General features: G+C 63.0%; 18 protein-coding genes. 11 read left to right on the top strand and 7 right to left on the bottom strand.

The genetic code is table 11. The features are described 5' to 3' along the window. The first annotated feature begins 187 nt into the window (after positions 1 to 187). The 8 genes from B2U07_RS10755 (at position 188) to B2U07_RS10720 (ending at position 9,371) form a co-directional block, all read left to right on the top strand. Complete coding sequence (locus B2U07_RS10755; RefSeq protein WP_275546966.1) at positions 188 to 2,656, top strand: TonB-dependent receptor; 2,469 nt, start codon at positions 188 to 190, stop codon at positions 2,654 to 2,656. 189 nt (positions 2,657 to 2,845) lie between these two features. After that, positions 2,846 to 5,332, top strand: coding sequence for a Lon protease family protein (locus B2U07_RS10750; RefSeq protein WP_275546965.1), 2,487 nt, complete (start codon positions 2,846 to 2,848; stop codon positions 5,330 to 5,332). 164 nt (positions 5,333 to 5,496) lie between these two features. Further along, entirely contained in the window at positions 5,497 to 5,850 is a 354-nt protein-coding gene (locus B2U07_RS10745) for a hypothetical protein (RefSeq protein WP_275546964.1), read from the top strand. A gap of 137 nt (positions 5,851 to 5,987) precedes the next feature. Further along, positions 5,988 to 6,479 carry a TIGR00645 family protein gene (locus tag B2U07_RS10740; protein ID WP_161864595.1) on the top strand — a complete coding sequence of 164 codons (492 nt, stop codon included), beginning with the start codon at positions 5,988 to 5,990 and terminating at the stop codon, positions 6,477 to 6,479. A gap of 129 nt (positions 6,480 to 6,608) precedes the next feature. Continuing rightward, the gene (locus B2U07_RS10735) at positions 6,609 to 6,911 is read left to right on the top strand and encodes a DUF6482 family protein (protein WP_197855009.1); all 303 of its coding nucleotides are present in this window, start codon (positions 6,609 to 6,611) and stop codon (positions 6,909 to 6,911) included. Positions 6,912 to 6,922: 11 nt separating this feature from the next. Then, the gene (locus tag B2U07_RS10730; RefSeq protein ID WP_296276884.1) at positions 6,923 to 8,476 is read left to right on the top strand and encodes a cryptochrome/photolyase family protein; all 1,554 of its coding nucleotides are present in this window, start codon (positions 6,923 to 6,925) and stop codon (positions 8,474 to 8,476) included. Beyond that, positions 8,473 to 8,610, top strand: coding sequence for a DUF2256 domain-containing protein (locus tag B2U07_RS10725; RefSeq protein WP_275546962.1), 138 nt, complete (start codon positions 8,473 to 8,475; stop codon positions 8,608 to 8,610). The genes B2U07_RS10730 and B2U07_RS10725 overlap by 4 nt, the downstream gene beginning before the upstream one ends. 131 nt (positions 8,611 to 8,741) lie before the next feature. Beyond that, a complete protein-coding gene (locus B2U07_RS10720) occupies positions 8,742 to 9,371 on the top strand; it encodes an FKBP-type peptidyl-prolyl cis-trans isomerase (RefSeq protein ID WP_275546961.1) in 630 nt (209 codons plus the stop codon). Between the two features lie 127 nt (positions 9,372 to 9,498). On the opposite strand, the gene B2U07_RS10715 is transcribed toward B2U07_RS10720, so the two are convergent. Both B2U07_RS10715 and B2U07_RS10710 read right to left on the bottom strand, forming a co-directional pair. Next, positions 9,499 to 9,729 (bottom strand): hypothetical protein, encoded by a 231-nt coding sequence (locus B2U07_RS10715; protein WP_004423370.1) that lies wholly within the window; start codon positions 9,727 to 9,729, stop codon positions 9,499 to 9,501. Positions 9,730 to 10,034: 305 nt separating this feature from the next. Next, the gene (locus tag B2U07_RS10710; RefSeq protein WP_275546960.1) at positions 10,035 to 11,660 is read right to left on the bottom strand and encodes a methyl-accepting chemotaxis protein; all 1,626 of its coding nucleotides are present in this window, start codon (positions 11,658 to 11,660) and stop codon (positions 10,035 to 10,037) included. A gap of 220 nt (positions 11,661 to 11,880) precedes the next feature. Between B2U07_RS10710 and B2U07_RS10705 the strand changes: the two genes are divergently transcribed. Continuing rightward, positions 11,881 to 13,035 carry an L-talarate/galactarate dehydratase gene (locus tag B2U07_RS10705; RefSeq protein ID WP_275546959.1) on the top strand — a complete coding sequence of 385 codons (1,155 nt, stop codon included), beginning with the start codon at positions 11,881 to 11,883 and terminating at the stop codon, positions 13,033 to 13,035. A 3-nt stretch (positions 13,036 to 13,038) separates the two neighbouring features. Here the strand turns inward: B2U07_RS10705 and B2U07_RS10700 are convergent, their stop codons facing one another. The 5 genes from B2U07_RS10700 to B2U07_RS10680 all read right to left on the bottom strand — a co-directional run bounded on the left by B2U07_RS10700 (position 13,039) and on the right by B2U07_RS10680 (position 18,629). Then, positions 13,039 to 13,944: a LysR family transcriptional regulator gene (locus B2U07_RS10700; protein ID WP_275546958.1), complete on the bottom strand. Its 906-nt coding sequence runs from the start codon at positions 13,942 to 13,944 to the stop codon at positions 13,039 to 13,041. A gap of 168 nt (positions 13,945 to 14,112) precedes the next feature. Beyond that, the gene (locus tag B2U07_RS10695) at positions 14,113 to 15,633 is read right to left on the bottom strand and encodes a tripartite tricarboxylate transporter permease (RefSeq protein WP_275546957.1); all 1,521 of its coding nucleotides are present in this window, start codon (positions 15,631 to 15,633) and stop codon (positions 14,113 to 14,115) included. A gap of 9 nt (positions 15,634 to 15,642) precedes the next feature. Further along, positions 15,643 to 16,155, bottom strand: a complete 513-nt coding sequence (locus tag B2U07_RS10690) for a tripartite tricarboxylate transporter TctB family protein (RefSeq protein WP_275546956.1) — start codon at positions 16,153 to 16,155, stop codon at positions 15,643 to 15,645. Positions 16,156 to 16,220: 65 nt separating this feature from the next. Beyond that, the gene (locus B2U07_RS10685; protein WP_275546955.1) at positions 16,221 to 17,198 is read right to left on the bottom strand and encodes a tripartite tricarboxylate transporter substrate binding protein; all 978 of its coding nucleotides are present in this window, start codon (positions 17,196 to 17,198) and stop codon (positions 16,221 to 16,223) included. A 36-nt stretch (positions 17,199 to 17,234) separates the two neighbouring features. After that, positions 17,235 to 18,629 carry an enolase C-terminal domain-like protein gene (locus B2U07_RS10680; RefSeq protein WP_275546954.1) on the bottom strand — a complete coding sequence of 465 codons (1,395 nt, stop codon included), beginning with the start codon at positions 18,627 to 18,629 and terminating at the stop codon, positions 17,235 to 17,237. A gap of 550 nt (positions 18,630 to 19,179) precedes the next feature. Between B2U07_RS10680 and kdgD the strand changes: the two genes are divergently transcribed. Both kdgD and gudD read left to right on the top strand, forming a co-directional pair. Next, the gene (kdgD, locus tag B2U07_RS10675; protein WP_275546953.1) at positions 19,180 to 20,091 is read left to right on the top strand and encodes a 5-dehydro-4-deoxyglucarate dehydratase; all 912 of its coding nucleotides are present in this window, start codon (positions 19,180 to 19,182) and stop codon (positions 20,089 to 20,091) included. Positions 20,092 to 20,204: 113 nt separating this feature from the next. Beyond that, complete coding sequence (gene gudD / locus B2U07_RS10670) at positions 20,205 to 21,554, top strand: glucarate dehydratase (protein ID WP_275546952.1); 1,350 nt, start codon at positions 20,205 to 20,207, stop codon at positions 21,552 to 21,554. Positions 21,555 to 21,613 lie beyond the last annotated feature (59 nt).

The raw sequence follows: 21,613 nt of genomic DNA, 5'->3' as shown, positions 1-21,613 counted from the left end.
AGCCAAACGCGAACAGCATTATGAGCCGTACCCGAGCTTGCGCAGCGCTTAGCGCAGCCCGGATGGCGGACGCTGACAAATAAACCCGCAAATACGAAAATAATTGAGGTGGTTTCTCATTAATGTTCGGCATGTCAGGAAAGGCCGGCTACAGGCTTCCAAATTCCAGACTGCTACGGAGCAATGAATGACCCTCTCCCTCCACCCCCTGACCCGCGCTTTGCGCGCCTCCCTGTTCGGTCTGTCGTTGGCCGTTGCCGCCGTGCCGGTCATGGCCGAACAGGGCGCCGCTTCGCAACAGCAGTCCTGGGACATCCCGGCCGGGCCACTGGCCGACGCGCTCGATCGTTTCGCCCGCCAGGCCGGCGTCAGCCTCTCTTATGCTGCCGAGGAAGTGGCTGGCAAGCAAAGCCCTGGCGTGCAGGCTCTGAGCGATACGGCCGAGGCATTGCGGATGCTGCTGGGCGGTACGGGCATGCAGGTGGAGCAACTCTCGCCCAAGGCGTTTCTGCTGAATGTGCCAGGTGATGCGCAGGGGGCGTTGAATCTGGGAGCCATCAGTGTGGTGGGCGCCGGCCTGGGCGGTGTCACCGAGGGCAGCGGTTCCTACACCACTGGCGCGGTGTCAATCGGCAAGACGCCGCAGTCCCTGCGTCGCACACCGCAGTCGGTCACGGTGCTGACCGAGCAACGGATGAAGGATCAGAACCTCACCAACCTCAAGCAGATGTTGCAGCAGACGCCTGGCGTAGTGGTCGATCAAACCGACAGCGAGCGGGTGACTTACTACTCGCGTGGCTACCAGATCGATGCTCTGCAGTTCGATGGTTCGACGATCAATGTCGATTGGCGCAGCGGCAATTTCATTCAGCCTGACGTCGCCACTCTGGACCACGTCGAGGTGTTGCGTGGTGCCAGCGGTATGCTGCGTGGTTCCGGTAACCCATCCGGCGTCGTGAACATGGTGCGCAAGCGTCCGACGCGCGAGTTCCAGGGCTCGGCCAGTTACACGCTCGGCTCGTGGGATGCCAATCGCTACGTGGCGGATGTGTCCGGGCCGTTGACCGAGAGCGGCAACATTCGTGGTCGGGTGATTGCGGTGCATGATGACAAGGATTTCTTCCAGGACACCCGCATGGAGCGCAAGAACGTGTTCTACACGGTGCTGGCAGCCGACCTGAGCGACAGCACCACCGTCACCGGCGGCCTGGAATACAGCGAGATCGATGCGACCGGGGCATGGGGTGGGCTGGTACCGGACTTCGACGGTTCGCCGCTGCGCTTTTCCCGCTCGACCTTCCTCGGCGCCAACTGGGCGCGCTGGGACCGCACCAATACCCATGCCTTCGCTGAGCTGGATCACGCGTTCGCTAACGGCTGGAGCCTCAAGTTGAACGCCAACCGCAGTCGCTTGGCATACAAGGACCACGGCTTCCAGCAGACCTCGCTGGCCAGAACCGCGGGTACCAGCAATCCCTACCTGTGGGACGTGAACTACAACTTCAACGACGGTGGTGGACGTACCAACTACAGCAACGTGGGTGCGGTTCTGGACGGGCCTTTCGCGCTGCTCGGGCGCGAGCACCGGCTGACCGTGGGGGCTGAGTGGAACGAGGCCGATGCCATCGGCGTGGAGTCGGTATGGGGCTACATCCTCGACGCTAACGGTCAGAGGCAGTCGTTCGACGTACGCTACTGGAACCCTGCAAATGTGAACAAGGATCGCATCGGCGCCCAGGCCAACCCGCAGGCGCATACCATCACTACCCAGAAGGCCACCTACGCCAGCCTCAACCTGTCGTTGGCCGATCCGCTCAACGCAATTATCGGTGCGCGCCTGAACTGGTACGACTTCGAGAACCGTAACAGCGCGACCGGCGATTACGAGGTCACCCGCGAGGTCGTCCCTTACGCCGCGCTGATCTACGATCTGACCGACAACATCAGCGCCTATACCAGCTACACCGAAATCTTCGCGCCGCAGACCAGTTACGACGTCTCAGGCTCGCTGCTCGAACCCATGACCGGTGAGGTCTACGAAATTGGGCTAAAGGGTGAGTTCTATCAGGGGCGTCTGAACAGTTCTATCGCGGTCTTTCGCACCAACCTAGTCGGTAAGGGACTGCAGGATGCCAACGCCATCGCGCTGCCTTGCCAGCCGAACAATGCCATCGGTTCCTGCATGGTTGCCGCCGGCAAGAGCCGCAGTGAAGGTGTGGAACTGGAAATATCCGGCGAGGTGATGTCGGGTTGGCAGGTAGGGGGCGGCTATACCTACACCACCACCGAATACCTGAAGGACACGGCCAATAATGAAGGCAACGTGCTGCGCACTACCGATCCCAAGCACTTGCTGCGGCTATTCACTACTTACAAACTGCCGGGACAGTTTGCCAACTGGACGGTGGGAGGCGGCGTCCAGGCGCAAAGTGACATTTACGCCGTCAACAATACGCGTACCGCACGGGCCGAGCAGGCCGGTTACGCGGTTTATAACGCCATGGTTGCCTACCGCTTCAACGAGCATTATTCGGCACAGTTCAATGCCAACAACCTGTTCGACAAGTACTACTACGAGAAGATCGGAGTGACCGGCGCCAACTACTACTACGGCGAACCCCGCAACTTCTCCCTGACCCTGCGCGGCGAGTTCTGATCCTTTCTCCGCGAACCCTGAACACCGCCTGAGGGCGGTGTTCCTGTATCTGCAGCCTCCGAGCCATGAAGCGTGCGCGTCATGGCTTTTTTGTCATATGGAGGAATCAAACCTTGATCGCGGCCAGATAGCAGGCCCAGAATCACCCCATGTTTTTGCGGAACTCCCGCTTGCTATAAAGGATTGCCAATGTCCAAGCGTAGCCTCGATGCTTTGCGCCTTGCCCCCGAATCGCTGACCCGCCCCTTCGCCCCCGAGCAGTTCAACTTCAGCAGCACCGATGATCTCGAACCCTTCCGCGGCGTACTCGGCCAGGCCCGCGCGGTCGAAGCGCTGCAGTTCGGCGTGGCAATGCCGCGCCCTGGCTACAACGTGTTCGTCATGGGCGAACCCGGCACCGGGCGCTTCTCCTTCGTCCAGCGCTACCTCAAGGCCGAAGCCAAGCGCATGGAGACGCCGGCCGATCGGGTTTACGTCAATCATTTCGACGAACCGCGCGAGCCGCGTGCGTTGGAGCTGCCAGCCGGTACGGCGAGCGACTTCATCGCCGATATCAGCCAACTGATCGACAACCTGCTGGCCACCTTCCCGGCGGTGTTCGAAACGCCGACCTACCAGCAGAAGAAGAGCGCCATCGACCGCGGCTTCAACAAGCGCTACGACCAAGCGCTGGACGTGATCGAGCGTCTCTCGCTGGAGAAGGGCGTGGCCCTGTACCGTGACAGCACCAATATCGCCTTCACCCCGATGGCCGACGGCAAGGCGCTGGACGAGGCCGAGTTCGCGCAGTTGCCGGAAGCCGACCGCGAGCGCTTCCACGCCGATATCGCCGCACTGGAAGAGCGCCTCAACGAGGAACTGGCCAGCCTGCCGCAGTGGAAGCGCGAGTCGAGCAATCTGCTACGTCAGCTCAACGAAGAGACCATCACCGTCGCGTTGCAGCCGCTGCTGGCGCCACTGTCGGAAAAGTATGCGGAAAACGCCGGTGTCTGCGCCTATTTGCAGGCGATGCAGATCAATCTGCTGAAAACCGCTGTCGAGCAACTGGTTGATGTCGACAAGGCCGATCCGCAGCTGCGCAAGCTGCTGGAGGAAATGTACTGCCCGAGCCTGGTGGTCGGTCACCACGCCAACGGCGGTGCGCCGGTGGTGTTCGAATCGCACCCGACCTACGACAATCTGTTCGGCCGTATCGAGTACAGCTCCGATCAGGGCGCGCTATACACCAGCTACCGCCAACTGCGCCCGGGCGCGCTGCACCGCGCCAACGGCGGCTACCTGGTGGTCGAGGCGGAAAAACTGCTCGGCGAACCCTTCGTCTGGGAAGCGCTCAAGCGCGCTCTGCATTCGCGCCAGTTGAAGATGGAGTCGCCTCTGGGCGATCTCGGCCGCATCGCCACCGTCACGCTCAACCCGCAGGTCATCCCGCTGCAGCTCAAGGTCATCATCATCGGCTCGCGGCAGCTGTACTACGCGCTGCAGGATCACGATCCGGACTTCCAGGAAATGTTCCGCGTACTGGTCGACTTCGACGAGGACATCCCGCTCGCCGAGGACAGCCTGGAGCAGTTCGCCCAACTGATGAAGACGCGTACCTCGGAAGAGGGCATGGCGCCCATGACCGGTGCTGCCGTGGCGCGTCTGGCTACCTACAGTGCGCGCCTGGCCGAGCACCAGGGGCGCCTGTCTGCGCGTATCGGCGACCTGTTCCAGCTGGTCAGTGAGGCCGATTTCATTCGCCAGCTCGCCGGGGAGAGCATCACCGACGTCGGTCATATCGAGCGTGCCCTCAAGGCCAAGGCCACGCGCACCGGACGGGTGTCGGCGCGGATCATTGACGACATGCTGGCCGGCATCATCCTCATCGACACCAGCGGCGCGGCCGTTGGCAAATGCAACGGCCTGACCGTGCTGGAAGTCGGCGACTCGGCCTTCGGTGTGCCGGCGCGGATTTCCGCCACCGTGTATCCGGGCGGCAGCGGTATCGTCGACATCGAGCGTGAGGTCAGCCTCGGCCAGTCGATCCACTCCAAGGGCGTGATGATCCTCACCGGCTTCCTCGGTAGCCGTTATGCACAGGAATTCCCGCTGGAGATTTCCGCGAGCATCGCCCTGGAGCAGTCCTACGGTTACGTCGACGGCGACAGCGCCTCGCTCGGCGAGGTGTGCACGCTGATCTCGGCGTTGTCGCGCACGCCGCTCAAGCAGTGCTTCGCCATTACCGGTTCGATCAACCAGTTCGGCGAGGTGCAGGCCGTCGGCGGGGTCAACGAGAAGATCGAGGGCTTCTTCCGCCTGTGCGAGGCGCGTGGCCTCACTGGCGAGCAAGGGGCGATCATCCCGCATTCCAACGTCGCCAACCTGATGCTCGACGAGCGCGTGCTGCAGGCCGTGCGAGACGGTCAGTTCAACGTCTATGCCGTGCGCCATGTCGATGAGGCGCTGAGCCTGCTGGTCGGTGAGGCGGCCGGTCACCCGGACGAGAAAGGGCGTTTCCCCAAGGGCAGCGTCAATGCCCGTGTGGTCGAGCGCCTGCGCGATATCGCCGAGATCGGCTTGGAGGAGGAGGGCAAGCCCGCCGAAGCGGAAAAGGCCAAAACCGAAGCCGAGCCGGCAGCCGCCAAGCCGGCAAAGGCGCCGCGACGCAAGAAGGGCGAGGGCGACGCGGCGAGCTGAGCAAATCTTGCACGATTGTCCCGGATCTCCCGGTATAGGCGCGTCGGACTCGTTGCTAACGCTTCATGCACACAGTTATCCACAGAACGCGTGGATAACTTTGGCTTCACAGTGCGGGCGCTCGGGGTGTAGGCTGGAGCCTGGATTCCGCGAGGGTCGCCGCCATGTCGCGCAGCCTCTGCCTCACCCGCCAATGCCTGGGCCTGGTCACGCGCATCGAATGCGTGATCCGGCCGATGGCAGATAACCAAGGACGCTGGATACTGCTCTGCGCCGCCGGCATGTCAGGCGCGCAACCTTCTGCGATCAAGGCGCAAGGCCCATTCTATGGGCCTTTTGTCGCAGAAGGGGTCCTTGATTCGATTGCCGAAAGCCTGGCCTTGCAGGGATATGCCGAGTGCAGCGAACCGCCCATCTGGCGCTTGCACATGCAGGCCGAGTTGCGCCGCGTCAACGGCGAACGCAACAGACCGCTCAGTGCCTTGCAGCGCCGCCCCGAAACTGACGGGCACAGCTGAAACGTCCGCAACAAAGCGCGCCGGAGCATTCACCGGGGACTCGCGTTGATGGGGGTTATCCACAATACGCTGGCTGCTTCTGCTGATGCTGGACGATGGGTATACTCGCCGCTTTTTCTCTCTTCAGTGAGTTTTCCATGGAACGCTTTATCGAAAACGCCATGTACGCATCGCGTTGGTTGCTGGCGCCGATCTATTTCGGTCTGTCTCTGGGTCTGCTGGCGTTGGCGCTGAAGTTCTTCCAGGAAGTCTTCCACATCCTGCCGAACGTATTCGCCATGGCAGAGTCCGACCTGATTCTAGTGCTGCTGTCACTGATCGACATGGCGCTGGTAGGCGGCTTGCTGGTCATGGTGATGATCTCCGGCTACGAGAACTTCGTTTCGCAACTGGATATCGATGACAGCAAGGAGAAACTCAGCTGGCTGGGCAAGATGGACTCCAGCTCGTTGAAGATGAAGGTGGCCGCTTCGATCGTGGCCATTTCCTCGATCCACCTGCTGCGGGTGTTCATGGATGCGCGCAACTACGAAACGGACCATCTGATGTGGTACGTGATCATCCACATGACCTTCGTCGCCTCGGCGTTCGCCATGGGCTATCTGGACAAGCTGACCAAGCACGATTGATCCCGGCTTGTTTCAAGACCGCCCGTCCGAACAGGACGGGCGTTTTGCGTTCTGGGGTTGAGCTTTTTCTTTGTTTTACAAGAATTATGTTTGTATAAGTTCTTGTATAGAAAGACGAGGGAAAGCCAGATGAATCTGCATGATCTATCCGCTTATGCCCAAGCCGGGCGCATCGATGAACTCAACCTGATCTCGCTCGAAGGTGGCATCTACCTGCTCGAAGCACGGATGGAAGGGCGCGCGCATCCGATTATCGACGAACACGGCAGTACCTTGAGCCTGCGTTCGGTGGAGCATGCGCGCGACGTGCTGCAGGAAATGCCGACGCTGCCGTTCTTTCTGGTGCACAGCTCGGTACATGACGAGATGTGCGGCTTGCCCTCGGCCGCCAACAGTCTGCGTGTGCCCATCGCCTTTCGTTCCGGCTGGTGAAAGCTCCGCAGATGGCCGTTGATAGTGAGGGCGGTGTACGCCGCCTGATCCTGATTCTGGGTGATCAACTGACGCCCGGCCTCGGCGCGCTGCAGGACGTCGACCCGCAGCGCGACCATCTATTGCTGGCCGAGGTGATGGAGGAGGCCAGCCATGTACCGCATCACCCGAAGAAGATCGCCCTGATCTTCAGCGCCATGCGCCATTTCACCGAGGCCCTGCGCGCGCAGGGCCTCAAGGTGCATTACGTGACGCTCGATGATCCTGGCAACAGCGGCTCCCTGCCCGGCGAGTTATTGCGCTGGACGCAGCAGTTGGACCCCGCTGAAATCCATCTGACCGAGTGCGGCGACTGGCGCCTGGAGCAGGCCCTGCGCCACTGCGGCGTGCCGATCCACTGGCACCCGGACAGCCGTTTTCTGTGTACGCGCGATGCCTTCGCTGCCTGGGCGAAGGACCGCAAGCAGCTGCGCATGGAGTTCTTCTACCGCGAAATGCGCCGCGCCAGTGGCCTGCTGCTCAACCCCGACGGCACGCCTGAGGGTGGCGCCTGGAACTTCGACGCCGACAACCGCAAGGCGCTGCCCAAGGGCGTGCGTCCACCTGCGCCTCTGCGCATCGAGCCGGACGCGATCACCCGTGAGGTGCTGGATTTGGTGGGACAGCGCTTTGCCGGGCATTACGGCAGCCTGGAGGGCTTCGATTACCCGGTGACGGCCGAGCAGGCCGAGGGCCTTTGGCAGCATTTTCTCGCCCAAGGCCTGGCCGACTTTGGCGATTATCAGGACGCCATGGCCGACGACGAGCCCTTTCTCTTTCACTCGCGCATCAGCGCCGCGCTGAACATCGGCTTGCTCGATCTGCGGCGGATCTGCGCCGAGGTAGAGGCCGCCTATCGCGCCGGCGACGTGCCGCTGAATGCCGCCGAAGGGTTCATTCGCCAACTGATTGGCTGGCGCGAGTATGTACGCGGCGTCTATTGGCTGCGCATGCCGGAGTACGCCGAAGGCAATCGCTTCGGCAACTCACGAGCACTGCCCGAGTTCTACTGGACCGGCAAGACACGGATGAACTGCATGCGCCAGGCCATCGGCCAGACCCTGGAGCACGCCTATGCGCACCATATCCAGCGGCTGATGGTTACCGGCAACTTCGCGCTGCTGGCCGGCATCGCGCCCAAGGCTATCTGCGACTGGTACCTGGCCGTGTACATGGACGCCTTCGACTGGGTGGAGCTGCCTAACACCCTGGGCATGGTGATGCACGCCGACGGCGGCTACCTCGGCTCCAAGCCCTATTGCGCCAGCGGCCAGTACATCAAGCGCATGTCCGATCATTGCCAGGGCTGCAGCTACAAGGTGAGCGAAAGCACCGGCGAGTCGGCCTGTCCGTTCAATGCCTTGTACTGGCATTTCCTCATGCGCCACCGTGAGCCGCTTGAGCGCAACCCGCGCATGGGCATGGTCTATCGCAACCTGGCGCGTATGAACGAGGCCAAGCAGCAAGCGCTGTGGGACTGGGGCGAACGCCTGCTGGCCAGGCTCGATGCCGGGGAGATGCTGTGAAAAAGAGCGAGCTGCCGGTGAAGACCTGTGCGGTCTGCGGCTTGCCATTCACCTGGCGCAAGAAATGGGCGCGCTGCTGGGATGAGGTGCGCTACTGCTCCGAGCGCTGTCGCCGTGGGCGCAACAAGCAATAGGGCGAGAGTGTCGCCGCTGAAGCGTCTTCCTTGGGTTCAGCTGCGACGGGCAATGCCTGCGGCCGTGACGCCGCGCCTGGCTTCTGTGCTAGGCTGGCCGACCTTTTTCACAGCCCCTAGCGGAGCCTTTCATGTCCGAATTCAACTTCAGCCCCGATCTGTCCTCCGATGAAGGTCGCGTCAGCTACGGCATCGGTCGTCAACTCGGTGGTCAGTTGCGCGACAACCCGCCGCCCGGCGTCGACCTGAACGCGATCCTCGCCGGTCTGACCGATGCCTTCACCGGGCAGGCCAGCCGCGTTTCCGAGGCTGAGCTGGGCGCGAGCTTCAAGGTCATCCGCGAGATCATGCAGGCCGAGGCCGCTGCCAAGGCCGAAGCCGCTGCCGGCGAAGGCCGTGCCTACCTGGCCGAGAATGCCAAGCGCGAAGGCATGACCGTACTGGCTTCGGGTCTGCAGTACGAAGTGCTGGTGGCCGGCGAGGGCGCCAAGCCGTCGGCCGAGGATCAGGTACGTGTGCACTACCACGGCACCCTGATCGACGGTAGCGTGTTCGACAGCTCCTACGAGCGCGGCCAGCCGGCTGAATTCCCGGTCGGCGGCGTGATTCCGGGCTGGGTCGAGGCGTTGCAACTGATGGCTACCGGCAGCAAATGGCGCCTGCACGTGCCGAGCGAACTGGCCTACGGCGCTCAGGGCGTTGGCAGCATCCCGCCGCACAGCGTGCTGGTATTCGATGTCGAGCTGCTCGACATTCTGTAAGCGAAATGCGTAGGTAAGTCGTAGGGTGGACAACGCTGTTTTGTCCACCACGACGACGGTGGACGGGTAAAGCGTCGTCCACCCTACGATCGAGCGGCCCCCTGCATTGCAGGGGGCCGTTTTGTCTTTAGGACGGCCGCAAGGCCCGTGCGTAGCAGTAGAGAAACAGGCTGCGCACCAGCTCCTTGAGCACGATGGGTTCGCTGGAGCTGAGTTCATGCAGGTCCAAGTCGCCCTGGTCGCGCAGTTCGTCCAGCGCTTCTTCTTCGAGCATGGCGCAGACTTCGCCGGTTTCGCGATTGAGGATGCGCAGGTAGGGATGCGGGCGGTCCAGCCAGGCATCGATCAGGTAGGTCATGGCAGGTCTCCTTGGCCGTCATTACGTAACTGAGAATAATTCCTATTACATAAATAGCAAGGGCTAATTGCGACCTTTTGTCGTTTACGCGATCAGGTTTTGGCAATAAGGCGGGTGCCGGGAAGACAAGCGCGACGTCCGCAGCTGGCGTGTCTCCCGGCTCACGACCAGTTGGCGAGATTCCCGTTCGGACCTGTGATCCGCTGTCCGGCCCGGACAGCGGACTGTCGACATAAGGCTGAACGGGCAGGGTGGCGGCAATTGCATCGGACGCCCCGTCCTGCCGGAGTCGTTCGGCGGTGGCGTCAGGCACCCAAGCGGCGGGTCACCTCACCCAATTGTCCGGACATGTCGTGCAGGTTGCGGCTGGCCATCTGCGTGCGTTCCACGTTGTCCTGGTTGGCGCTGGCGATGGCGGTCAGCTCGGTGAGGTTGCGCGAGATGTCCTCGGCCACCGAGGTCTGTTCCTCGGCAGCCGTGGCGATCTGCTGGTTCATGTCGCGAATGGCCTCTACCGCCTCGGTGATGCGCTGCAGCATGGCGCCGGCTTCGGTGACCTGGGTGACACCCTGTTCGCTGCGCTGCTGGCCGCTCTCAATGGCGCGCACGGCATCCAGGGCGCCGTTTTGCACGGTGTCGATGATCTGGTTGATCTCGGCAGTGGATTCGGCCGTGCGTTGGGCGAGGTGACGCACCTCGTCGGCGACCACGGCGAAGCCGCGACCCTGCTCGCCGGCCCGGGCCGCTTCGATGGCGGCATTGAGAGCGAGCAGGTTGGTCTGCTCAGCAATGCCACGGATCACTTCCAGCACCTTGCCGATGCGCCCACTGTCGCTTTCCAGGCGACGGATCACTTCTGCCGTACTGGCAATCTCGCCGCGGATGTCGGTGATGGTGGCGATGGTCGATTGCATCACCGTGCTGCCCTGGCGCGCCGAGTCGTCGGCATCGTTGGCCGCGTGTGCGGCGTCGGCGGCATGGCGCGCCACCTCCTGCGCCGTGGCAGACATCTCGTGCATCGCGGTGGCGACCTGGTCGGTACGCTCGAACTGCTCGCTGACACCTTCGGTCATGCGCGAGGCGATGGCGTTGAGTTCGCCGCTGGCGCTGTCGAGATTCTGCGTGCTCTGATGCAGGCGCTCGGTGGTGCTGGCGAGAAAGTCGCGCAGGGTATTGGCGGCGCGTGCCAGCAGGCCCAGCTCGTCCTGGCGGGTGCTCTCCACACGTTGATCGAACTGGCCGTGGCTGAGCTGATCGACATGGCCGATCAGGTGGCGGATGGGAATGATCAGGTTGCGGTTGACCAGCCACAGGCTGAACAGGGCGATGACCAGCGCGGCGATGAGCATGACTACGGTACCGCTGAAGATGGTGCGCGCGGCGCTGGCGTTGATCTGCTCGGCCTGGCTCAGGCTGTTCTGGCGCAGTTGTTCGACCAGGGTGGTCATCTGCTCGCTGGCCGCGCGGTCGATGCCCTGCACGGCGTCATCACCTGCCTTGGCGTCGGCGCCGGCAGCCACGAAGGCGTCGCGGCCCTTGCGGTAGTTGGCACCGAGGGTCTGGTGTTCGCCGCGCAGGCGCTCGACCTGGGCCTTCAGCGCCGGATCAGCAGCGGCGACCTGGGTCAACTGGCCGAGAATATCCTGCACCTTGCGCTCCTGTGCTTCGAACTGGCTCCAGTAGCGTTGCAGGTTGGCGCTGTCCTGGCCGCGTAGCAGAACGTTCTTCCATTCCTGCACCTGTATCTTGAATTCAACGTTGGCCGCGTCGATCAGACGAGAGGATTCCAGCGGTCCGTCGAGCAGGCCGCGGTAGGACTGAATGCCGCTGGACAGAAAGCTGAAGCAGACCAGCGCGGTGATCAGGATCAGCGCCAGACTGCCGCCGAGCAGGGCGAGAATCTGCGCGCGCAGGGATTTTTGCAGGAACATGATGGGATGCCTCGGAAGCCAGGCGTGGCGGAACAGGCTCAGCGTAGTGGGCGAATGTTGCAGATTTGTGAAATGTCTAGACGAGTCGTAGCGGGCCGGATCAGTCAGGAAACAGCAGATGATTTCGATGCTTGAATGATTGCGCAATCATCTTAATCTGACTCGGGTTGTTCATTTTCGGCGGCCCAAAGGGTGCCGAGTTCATCACGAGGAAGTAGTCATGACCGATAACGCCACCCCACGCGCCGACGACGACCGCATTGCCTGGCTGAGCCTGCGTTCGGTAGCCCTGCCGCTGGCCAACCCGATCAGTGATGCCAAGGTGCTGACCGGCCGGCAGAAGCCGATGACCGAGATCGCCATCCTGATCGCCGAGATCGAGACCCGTGACGGTCATCGCGGCCTGGGTTTCAGTTACTCCAAGCGCGCCGGCGGTGCAGGCCAGTTCGCCCATGCCCTGGAAGTGGCGCCGAACCTGATCGGTGAGAACCCCAGCGATATCGCCAAGCTGTGGGACAAGCTGTGCTGGGCCGGCGCCTCGGTTGGCCGCAGCGGCCTGGCGACCCAGGCCATCGGCGCCTTCGACGTCGCTCTGTGGGACCTCAAGGCGCGTCGCTCCGGTCTGTCGCTGGCGCGCCTGCTCGGCAGTCACCGCGACTCCGTGCGCTGCTACAACACCTCCGGTGGCTTTCTGCATACGCCGCTCGATCAACTGCTGAAGAACACCGATATCTCCCGCGAGAAGGGCATTGGCGGGATCAAGCTCAAGGTCGGTCAGCCCGACTGGGCGCTGGATATCCACCGCGTCAGCACGGTGCGCGAGCATCTGGGCGAGAGCTTCCCGCTGATGGTCGATGCCAACCAGCAATGGGATCGCCCGACCGCGCGGCGCATGTGCCGCCGCCTGGAACCCTTCGACCTGATCTGGATCGAGGAGCCGCTGGACTGCTACGACGCCGAAGGCCATGCCGAGCTGGTGCGTCTGTTCGATACGCCGATCGCCACCGGTGAGATGCTCACCAGCCCGGCCGAGCACTGGGAGTTCATCCGCCAGCGCGGTGCCGATTTCCTCATGCCCGATGCGCCGCGCGTTGGCGGTATCACTCCGTACCTGCGCGTGCAGACCCTGGCCGAGCAGGCCGGCATGACCCTGGCGCCGCACTTCGCCATGGAGCTGCACGTGCACCTGGCCGCCAGTCATACGCGCGAGCCCTGGGTCGAGCATTTCGAGTGGCTGGAGCCGCTGTTCAACGAGCGCCTGGAGATTCGCGACGGGCGCATGCTGGTGCCGACCCGGCCGGGCCTTGGTTTGAGTCTGAGCGAGCAGGTTGCCGGCTGGACGGTGCAGCAGGCGGAGGTTGGCAAGCGCGCCTGATCTTCAATTCTGCGGATAGATGTCGCGAGCCGCCTGGCGCACGGCATCAATCACTGCCGGCAAGGCGGGGTTGTCGTTGTCGTCGCGCCAGACCAGGTGCAGCTCGCCGCATACGCCTTTGGGTAGTGGCAGCTCACGGAAACACACCTGCTCGAAGCGAATGGCGCTGGCGCTACGCGGCACCAGCGCCAGGCCCATGCCAGCGTTGACCAGCGACAGGATAGTCAGGGTCGACCCCAGCGCCTGAACGAACTCCGGCTGAATGCCGCTGGCGCGGAACAGGCCGGTGTGCAGTTCGTTGAAGGGCTGCCAGGCGGTATGCGCATAAAGAATGAAGGGCTGACCATGGAGCATCTCCAGGGTCGGCCGTTCGTGCTTTGCCAGCGGGTGTTCGGCGGGCGTGGCCAGCACGAAGGGCTCGCGCAACAGGCATTCGCTGATCAGCCCCGGTTGCTGCAGGGGCGCCCGCACGATGGTCAGGTCCACGCGCCTGGCGCGCAGTGCTTGCACCTGTTCGAAGGTGCTCATCTCCAGCAAGGCGATATCCACACCCGGGCGCTCACGCTTGGCGGTGGTGATCGCGCGCGGTAGCACGTCATACACCGCGCTGGCGACGAAACTGATGTTCAGCGAGCCGCTTTCACCGATGGCGGCCAGCCGGGCACTCTGTGCCGCGCGGTGGGCCTGATCGAGCAGGGCCTGGGCTTCGACGAAGAAGGCGCGACCGGCCGCCGTCAGGGCAACCGAGCGGGTGCTGCGGGTGAACAGCGTGACGCCCAGCTGATGTTCGAGCAACTGGATCTGTCGGCTCAACGGTGGCTGGGTCATGTGCAGGCGCTCGGCGGCGCGGCGGAAGTTCAGCTCGGCGGCCAGGGTGGTGAAGCAGCGCAGTTGGGCCAGGTCGAACATTGATTCATTCCGGGTATCAATCAAGTGGCTGATTAGATTAGACCTGGATCAATGCGGGCGTCCATCATCTACCGCAACGTGATTGCGGATGGCGCTGCAGGGCGCATGAAGCAGAGGCGGGGAAGGGAAAAAGAACCGCCCCCTGAGCAGAGGGGGCGGTGGAGTGGATCAGGTACGCAGGATCTCGTTGATCGCGCTGGGTTTGGGACGTAGCGCGCTGAACACCTGCCAGAGCACGAATGCCAGCGCCAGGCCAAGGAAGGTGCCGGCGATGGGATTGGTGAAGAAATCGGCGAAGCTGTTGTCCGACAGCATCAGACCGCGACGCAGGTTGGTCTCCGCCATCGGTCCGAGGATGAAGCCGATGATGAACGGAGCCGCGGGCATACCGGCCTTGACGAAGGCGTAGCCGAGCAGACCGAACAGCAGGATCGACCATACGTCGAACAGGCGGCTGGACAGACCGAAGGCACCCACTACGCACAGCACCAGGATGATCGGCAGCAGGATGTGCTTGGGCACGTCGAGCAGCTTGATGAACAGGCGCAGGCCGTAGAACTCCATGAACAGCATCATGCAGGTGGCGACGATCAGCGCGGCGAAGATGGTGTAAACCAGCGGACCCTGGCTGATGAACAGCAGCGGGCCGGGCTGGATGCCGTGGATCAGGAAACCGCCGAGCATGATCGCGGTGACGGTGTCGCCGGGAATGCCCAGGGTCATCAGCGGCATCATGGCACCACCGATGCCGGCGTTGTTGGCGGTTTCACTGGCGACCACGCCGCCGATGTTGCCTTTGCCGTAGGTGTGCCCGTCTTTCGCGCGCTTCTTGGCGATGATGTAGGAAACCAGGTTCGAGGTGCCCGCGCCGATGCCCGGCAGGATGCCGATGCCCAGGCCGATGATCCCCGAGCGACCGGCGTTCGGCAGTTGCTCGCGGAACTCCTTGAGCGAGAAGCCGAAGCCCTTGATGTTCTTCATGCTCACCGACCTGGCCTTGCCCTGCACGGCATGGCGACCGGTTTCGGCGAGCTTGATGATCTCGGCCACGGCGAACATGCCGATCATCACCGTGAGCATCGAGAAGCCGCCGTTGAGCTCGCTGATACCGAAGGTGAAGCGGCGAATGGCCTCGACCGGGGCGATGCCCACGGTGGATACGGCGATACCCAGTGCACCGGCGAACAGCCCCTTGACCATGGAGCCGGCCGACAGGGTGGCGATCAGGGTCAGGGAGAACACGGCGATGGCGAAGTATTCATGCGGGCCGAAGCTCAAGGCCACCTTGGCCAGCTGCGGGGCGATGAACATCAGTGCGACGATGCTGAAGATGGTGCCGAGGAAGGAGAACACGATGCCGACGCCCAGCGCCTTGACGCCATGGCCCTGCTCCATCAACGGGCCACCGTCGAACACCGTGGCGATGGAGGACGGTGTTCCCGGAATCTTCAACAGGATCGCCGAGATAAGCCCCCCGGATGTGGCGCCGATGAACAGCGCGACCAGCAGGGACAGGCCGGCTTGCGGGCCCATGGTGAAGGTCAGGGGCAGGCACAGGGCAACGGCCATCGTGGCCGAGAGGCCGGGCACGGCGCCGAAGACGATGCCCATGGCCACGCCAATGGCCATCAGCATCAGGATGTTCAGTGAGAATACGGCACCGAAGCCTTGCTGCAGTAATTCGAGCATGGTCGATCCTCAGATGTAGTCGTTCAGCAGGCCAGCGGGCAGCAACAGGTCGAAGGCCTCGCGGAACAGCAGGAAGATGAGCGCAGAGCAGATGACGGCGATCAGCAGATAGGTGAGGTGTTTGGCTTTCTGGTTTACCGGGGTCAGCACGAGGAACTGCAGATACAGGTAAACCACGGTCATGATCGGGAAACCCACAGGGCCGAGCAGGGCCATGTAGCCGAGGATCAGACCAAGGGTCTTGAAAACGGTCTTGGGTTCTACGACGTCGGCAGCCGGCTCTTCGGCTTCCACCACAGGCTGGGCCGCAGTGGTGGGTTCAGCGGCAGCCTTGGGTTTGGCGAAGGCGCTGAACAGTTGCATCACGCCCAGCAGCGACAACAGGCCGGCCAGCAGCTTGGGAACGGTGGCCGCATCGACACCTTCATGCCCGGGCAGCTGTTGCGCCAGTACCAGGTAGGTAAGGCTGGCAGCGAGCATGGCAACGCCGATGATCAGTTCTTTCTTATTCAGGGTGTTCATTGCATACCTCGATGTTCTGAGGTGCAGCGCCGGCCGAATCGATCGGGCCGGCGCTGCGTTGTGGTTTACTTGGCCTTGCGCAGCTCATCCTTGAACTGCATGAAGTCTTCGCGGGTCTTGGCCAGAATCTGCTTGGCGTCTTCGGTGGCGAAGAAGGCGACTGGCTGCTTGAACTTCTTCAGGTCTTCAGCGTAGGCAGGCTTCTCGGTGATCTGCTGCATGATGTCGGACATTTTCTTGACGATCGCCGGGTCGGTGCCTTTCGGGAAGGCGACCACGTATGGCTTGTCCAGGGTGATGTCCAGGCCTTGTTCCTTGAGGGTCGGTACGTCAGGGATCAGCGGGTTGCGTTCGTCGTTGGGCTGACCCAGAGCGACCATCTGGCCGCCGTTGACGTAGTCCTGTACCGAGCCGTAGCTGATGGCGCCCAGATCGACGCGGCCGCCGAGCATGGCGACAACGCGGTCGGATACGGTACCGGCATCGACCATCTTCAGTTTGGCGCCGCTGAGTTTTTCCAGCTGCAGGCCCTGCACGTGGGAGAAGTTACCCATCTCGGTGCCGTAAGTGAGGCTGCCCGGATTGGCCTTGGACTTCTCGACCAGGTCTTTCATGCTGGTCACGCCCGACTGCTTGGAGGCCACGAACACGGCGCTCTTGTCGACACCGGCGATGCAGGAGACATCGAAGGCTTCGTAGCTGTCTTCGGTCAGCCCGGCCACTTCGTTGACGATCAGCTGGCCCGGGTGGGTGAAGAGGATGGTGTTGCCATCCGCTGCAGCGCCCTTGACCTGCTCGGCCGCCAGGGTGCCACCGCCGCCAGCGACGTTGGTCACGACCATGGTCTTGCCGGTGATCTCGTTGAAGTACTTGGCCATCATGCGGGCGTTGAAGTCGGTGTCGCCACCGGGGTTGGCGATCACCACCACCTGGATCGGGCGAGTCGGCCAGTTGACCTCATCGGCGAAGGTGGCGGCATGGGTGACCAGGGCACCGACACCGACCAGGGCAGAGAGTAGGGAAGCGCGGAATGTTTTTTTCATTGGAATACTCCGGGTTGGGATAAAAAGCCGCGCGAGTCAGTCGCGGCCGAGGCTGGGACGTTTCGGGTCATACTGCCAACCCGGAACCAGGTACTGCATGGCCATGGCGTCGTCACGCGCGCCGCTGGCCACCTTCTTGTAAAGCTCGTGGGCGGCCATGATCCGCTCCATGTCCGGCTCGATGCCGAGGCCGGGCTTGTCCGATACCTGTACCTGACCACCGATGATCTGCAGCGGTTCGCGGGTCAGGCGTTCTTCGCCTTCCTGCCAGATCCAGTGCGTGTCGATGGCGGTGACGCGGCCCGGTACGGCGGCGGCGGCATGGGTGAACATGGCCAGGGAAATATCGAAGTGGTTGTTCGAATGCGAACCCCAGGTCAGGCCGAACTCTTCACAGACCTGGCCGAGGCGTACGGCGCCCTGCATGGTCCAGAAGTGCGGGTCGGCCAGGGGGATGTCGACGGCTTCCAGGCGCAGCGAATGCCCCATCTGCCGCCAGTCTGTGGCGACCATGTTGGTGGCGGTGGGAATGCCGGTGGCACGCTTGAATTCGGCCATCACCTCGCGGCCCGAGTAGCCGTTTTCCGGGCCACAGGGGTCCTCGGCATAGGTCAGCACATGGTTCTGGCCCTGACACAGGGCGATGGCCTCGTCCAGCGACCAGGCGCCATTGGGATCGAGGGTGACGCGCGCATCGGGGAAGCGCGCCTTGATCGCACGGATCGCGTCCATCTCCTCGGCGCCACGCATCACGCCGCCCTTGAGCTTGAAGTCGTTGAAGCCGTAGCGCGCATGCGCCGCCTCGGCCAGGCGGGCAATGGCCTCTGGCGTCAGTGCAGCCTGATGACGCAGGTGGTACCAGTCGTCCGCCGAGCCTGTGCCAGCGAGATAGGGCAGGTCGGTGCGCTGGCGTTCACCTATATAGAAGAGGTAGGCGAGCATCGGCACGCGATCGCGTTGCTGGCCGCTGCCGAGCAGCTCGGCCACCGGCACGTCGAGATGCTGGCCGAGCAGATCGAGCAGGGCGGCTTCGACCGCGGTGATCACGTTGTCCAGGCGCAGGTTGATCTCGTGCGGTTGCTTGAGTACACGCGCTTCGGATTCGGAGGTGACCTGGTGCTGGGTGGTCTGCGGCCCCTTGGCCGGGCCGGCGATGGCCTGGCGCAGGCGGTTGAGCACATGGTTGTAACGGCCTACCGATTGGCCGATCACCAGTTCACGGCAGCGCTCCAGCGCCTGGCGGATACCTTCGCCACCGGGGACCTCGCCACAACCGATGCGCCCGGCATTGTCCTTGAGCAGTACCAGGTTGCGGGTGAAATAGGGGCCGTGGGCGCCACACAGGTTGAGAAGCATGCTGTCATGGCCAGCGACCGGAATGACCTGCATCTCAACGATCTGGGGTGTGCTGCTGCGGGAGGCTTCGTACATCTTGGCTGGGGCTCCGAACGTGGCGCGGCCCTTGGCCGCAATGGCGAAGGTACGGTTCAGTCGTGCACCGGGATCAGCAAAAGATCCTCGTTGCAGCAAATGAGAGCTTGGGCAAAGACGGCAACGAGGCCTGCGCGGGGCGCGCTGGTCGTGCGGCTGCTGGCATCGCTGCGAGGGGCAGCGCGATGGCAGGGCGGAGCGGCAGTGAAGGTCTGTGACATGACCTGGGCCTCGTTTGTTTTTATTGGAATGTCATAGGTTGTCGTATGACTTGGTGAAATTAGTACCAGCCTGAAGTTGGCGTGTCAACGCTACCCATGGCGAATGATGATTGCGCTGGCATCTGTTCTGAGAGCATCATCCAGGCTGCTCTACGCTGAGCTTCGCCGCTTGCGGGCCGGTTCTGCGGGCAGGTATGGCGCACGGGCAAAAATCTTCGACGAACGGACGATACGAAAACTGGTGTTTTTTTTGTTGTTGTACGATAACGTATCTCTACAGCTTCGGCTGACGTAATCCCTCACAACTCGCTTTCCAGGGTGTTCGCATAATGAATCCACAAGAACTTAAGTCCATCCTTTCTTCCGGTCTGCTGTCTTTCCCGGTAACCGACTTCGATGCTGCCGGTGATTTCAACAAGGCCAGCTACGTGCGCCGCCTCGAGTGGCTGGCCCCTTACGGTGCTTCCGCTCTGTTCGCTGCCGGTGGCACTGGCGAGTTCTTCTCCCTGGCGCCGGACGAATACAGCGCCGTGATCAAGACTGCCGTAGATACCTGCGAGAAGTCCGTACCTATCCTGGCCGGCGTTGGCGGCCCGACCCGCGTTGCCATCCAGATGGCGCAGGAAGCCGAGCGCCTGGGCGCCAAAGGCCTGCTGCTGCTGCCGCACTACCTGACCGAAGCCTCGCAGGACGGCGTTGCCGCTCACGTCGAGCAGGTGTGCAAGTCGGTGAACATCGGCGTGGTGGTCTACAACCGTAACGTCTGCCGTCTGAACGCCAACCTGCTGGAGCAGGTGGCCGAGCGTTGCCCGAACCTGATCGGCTACAAGGACGGCCTTGGTGACATCGAACTGATGGTGTCGATCCGTCGTCGCCTGGGCGAGCGCCTGACCTACCTCGGCGGCCTGCCGACCGCTGAAGTCTACGCCGCTGCCTACAAGGCGCTGGGCGTACCGGTTTACTCCTCGGCGGTATTCAACTTCATCCCGAAAACCGCCATGGACTTCTACCGTGCCATCGCAGCCGAAGATCACGCCACCGTTGGCAAGCTGATCGACGATTTCTTCCTGCCATACCTGGACATCCGTAACCGCAAGGCCGGCTATGCCGTGAGCATCGTCAAGGCCGGCGCCAAGATCGTTGGCTACGATGCCGGTCCGGTACGCGCTCCGCTGACCGATCTGCTGCCGGAAGAGTACGAGGCCCTGGCCAAGCTGATCGAAGCGCAAGGCGCGCAATAATGCCGCAGGTGGCCGCTCGCTCGGCGAGCGGCCACCCGTTTGCGCTCCGCAGGCCGGGCGCGATGGCATTGAGCAATTGTCAAACCCTCATAAGAACAACAGGGGCACGCTAAATGACTTCACAGATTCCTGCCGCTGTCGGCACTCCGCTGATTACCGAGCTGCAAGTCGTACCGGTCGCCGGTCAGGACAGCATGCTGCTCAATCTGAGCGGTGCCCACGGCCCTTACTTCACCCGTAACATCCTCATTCTCAAGGACAGCGCCGGCCATGTCGGTGTCGGCGAAGTCCCCGGCGGCGAGGGCATCCGCAAGACCCTCGAAGACGCCCGCTCGATTCTCGTCGGCCAGCCGGTCGGCAACTACAACGCGCTGCTGAACCAGGTGCGCCGCGCTTTCGCCGATCGTGATTCCGGCGGCCGCGGTCTGCAGACCTTCGACCTGCGTATCACCATTCACGCCGTCACCGCACTGGAGTCGGCGCTGCTCGATCTGCTCGGCCAGCACCTCGGCGTGCCGGTCGCCGCACTGCTTGGTGAAGGCCAGCAGCGCGATGCGGTGGAAATGCTCGGCTACCTGTTCTTCATCGCCGACAAGGACAAGACCGATCTCGGCTACCGCGATGAGCGCGATGCCGATGACGCCTGGGAGCGCGTGCGCAACCAGACAGCGCTGACCCCCGAAGCCATCGTGCGCCAGGCCGAGGCTGCGCATGCGCGCTACGGCTTCAACGACTTCAAGCTCAAGGGCGGCGTGCTGCATGGCGAAGCCGAGGTCGAGGCGATTCGTGCCCTGGCCGCGCGCTTCCCCGACGCCCGTGTGACCCTCGACCCCAATGGCGGCTGGTCGCTGGATCAGGCCATCGCCCTGTGCCGCGACCTGCATGGCGTGCTGGCCTATGCCGAAGACCCGTGCGGCGCCGAGAATGGTTACTCCGGTCGTGAAGTGATGGCCGAGTTCCGCCGTGCCACCGGCCTGCCGACCGCGACCAACATGATCGCCACCGACTGGCGTCAGATGGGCCACACCATCTCCCTGCAATCGGTGGATATCCCGCTGGCCGACCCGCATTTCTGGACCATGGCCGGTTCCGTACGCGTGGCGCAGATGTGCAACGACTGGGGCCTGACCTGGGGCTCGCACTCCAACAACCACTTCGACATCTCCCTGGCCATGTTCACCCACGTCGCCGCCGCGGCGCCGGGTCGCGTCACCGCCATCGACACCCACTGGATCTGGCAGGACGGCCAGTACCTGACGCGCAACCCGCTGCGCATCGAGGGTGGCCTGGTACAGGTGCCGAAGACGCCAGGGCTCGGTGTCGAGCTGGACTGGGACGCGCTGGCCAAGGCGCACGAGCTGTACCAGACCAAGGGCCTGGGTGCGCGTGACGACGCGGTGGCCATGCAGTACCTGATTCCGGGTTGGACCTTCAATAACAAGAAGCCCTGCATGGTGCGTTGAGCCTGGTGCGGTCCCGTGATCCTGTAGGGTGGGCCGGGCGGCGTTCCGCTTCAGCCCAC

Source organism: Pseudomonas sp. UBA7530 (genome assembly GCF_002479365.1).
GTDB lineage: Bacteria > Pseudomonadota > Gammaproteobacteria > Pseudomonadales > Pseudomonadaceae > Aquipseudomonas.
The sequence above is the reverse complement of the archived record's forward strand: the minus strand, read 5'-3'. Positions and strand labels throughout refer to the sequence as shown.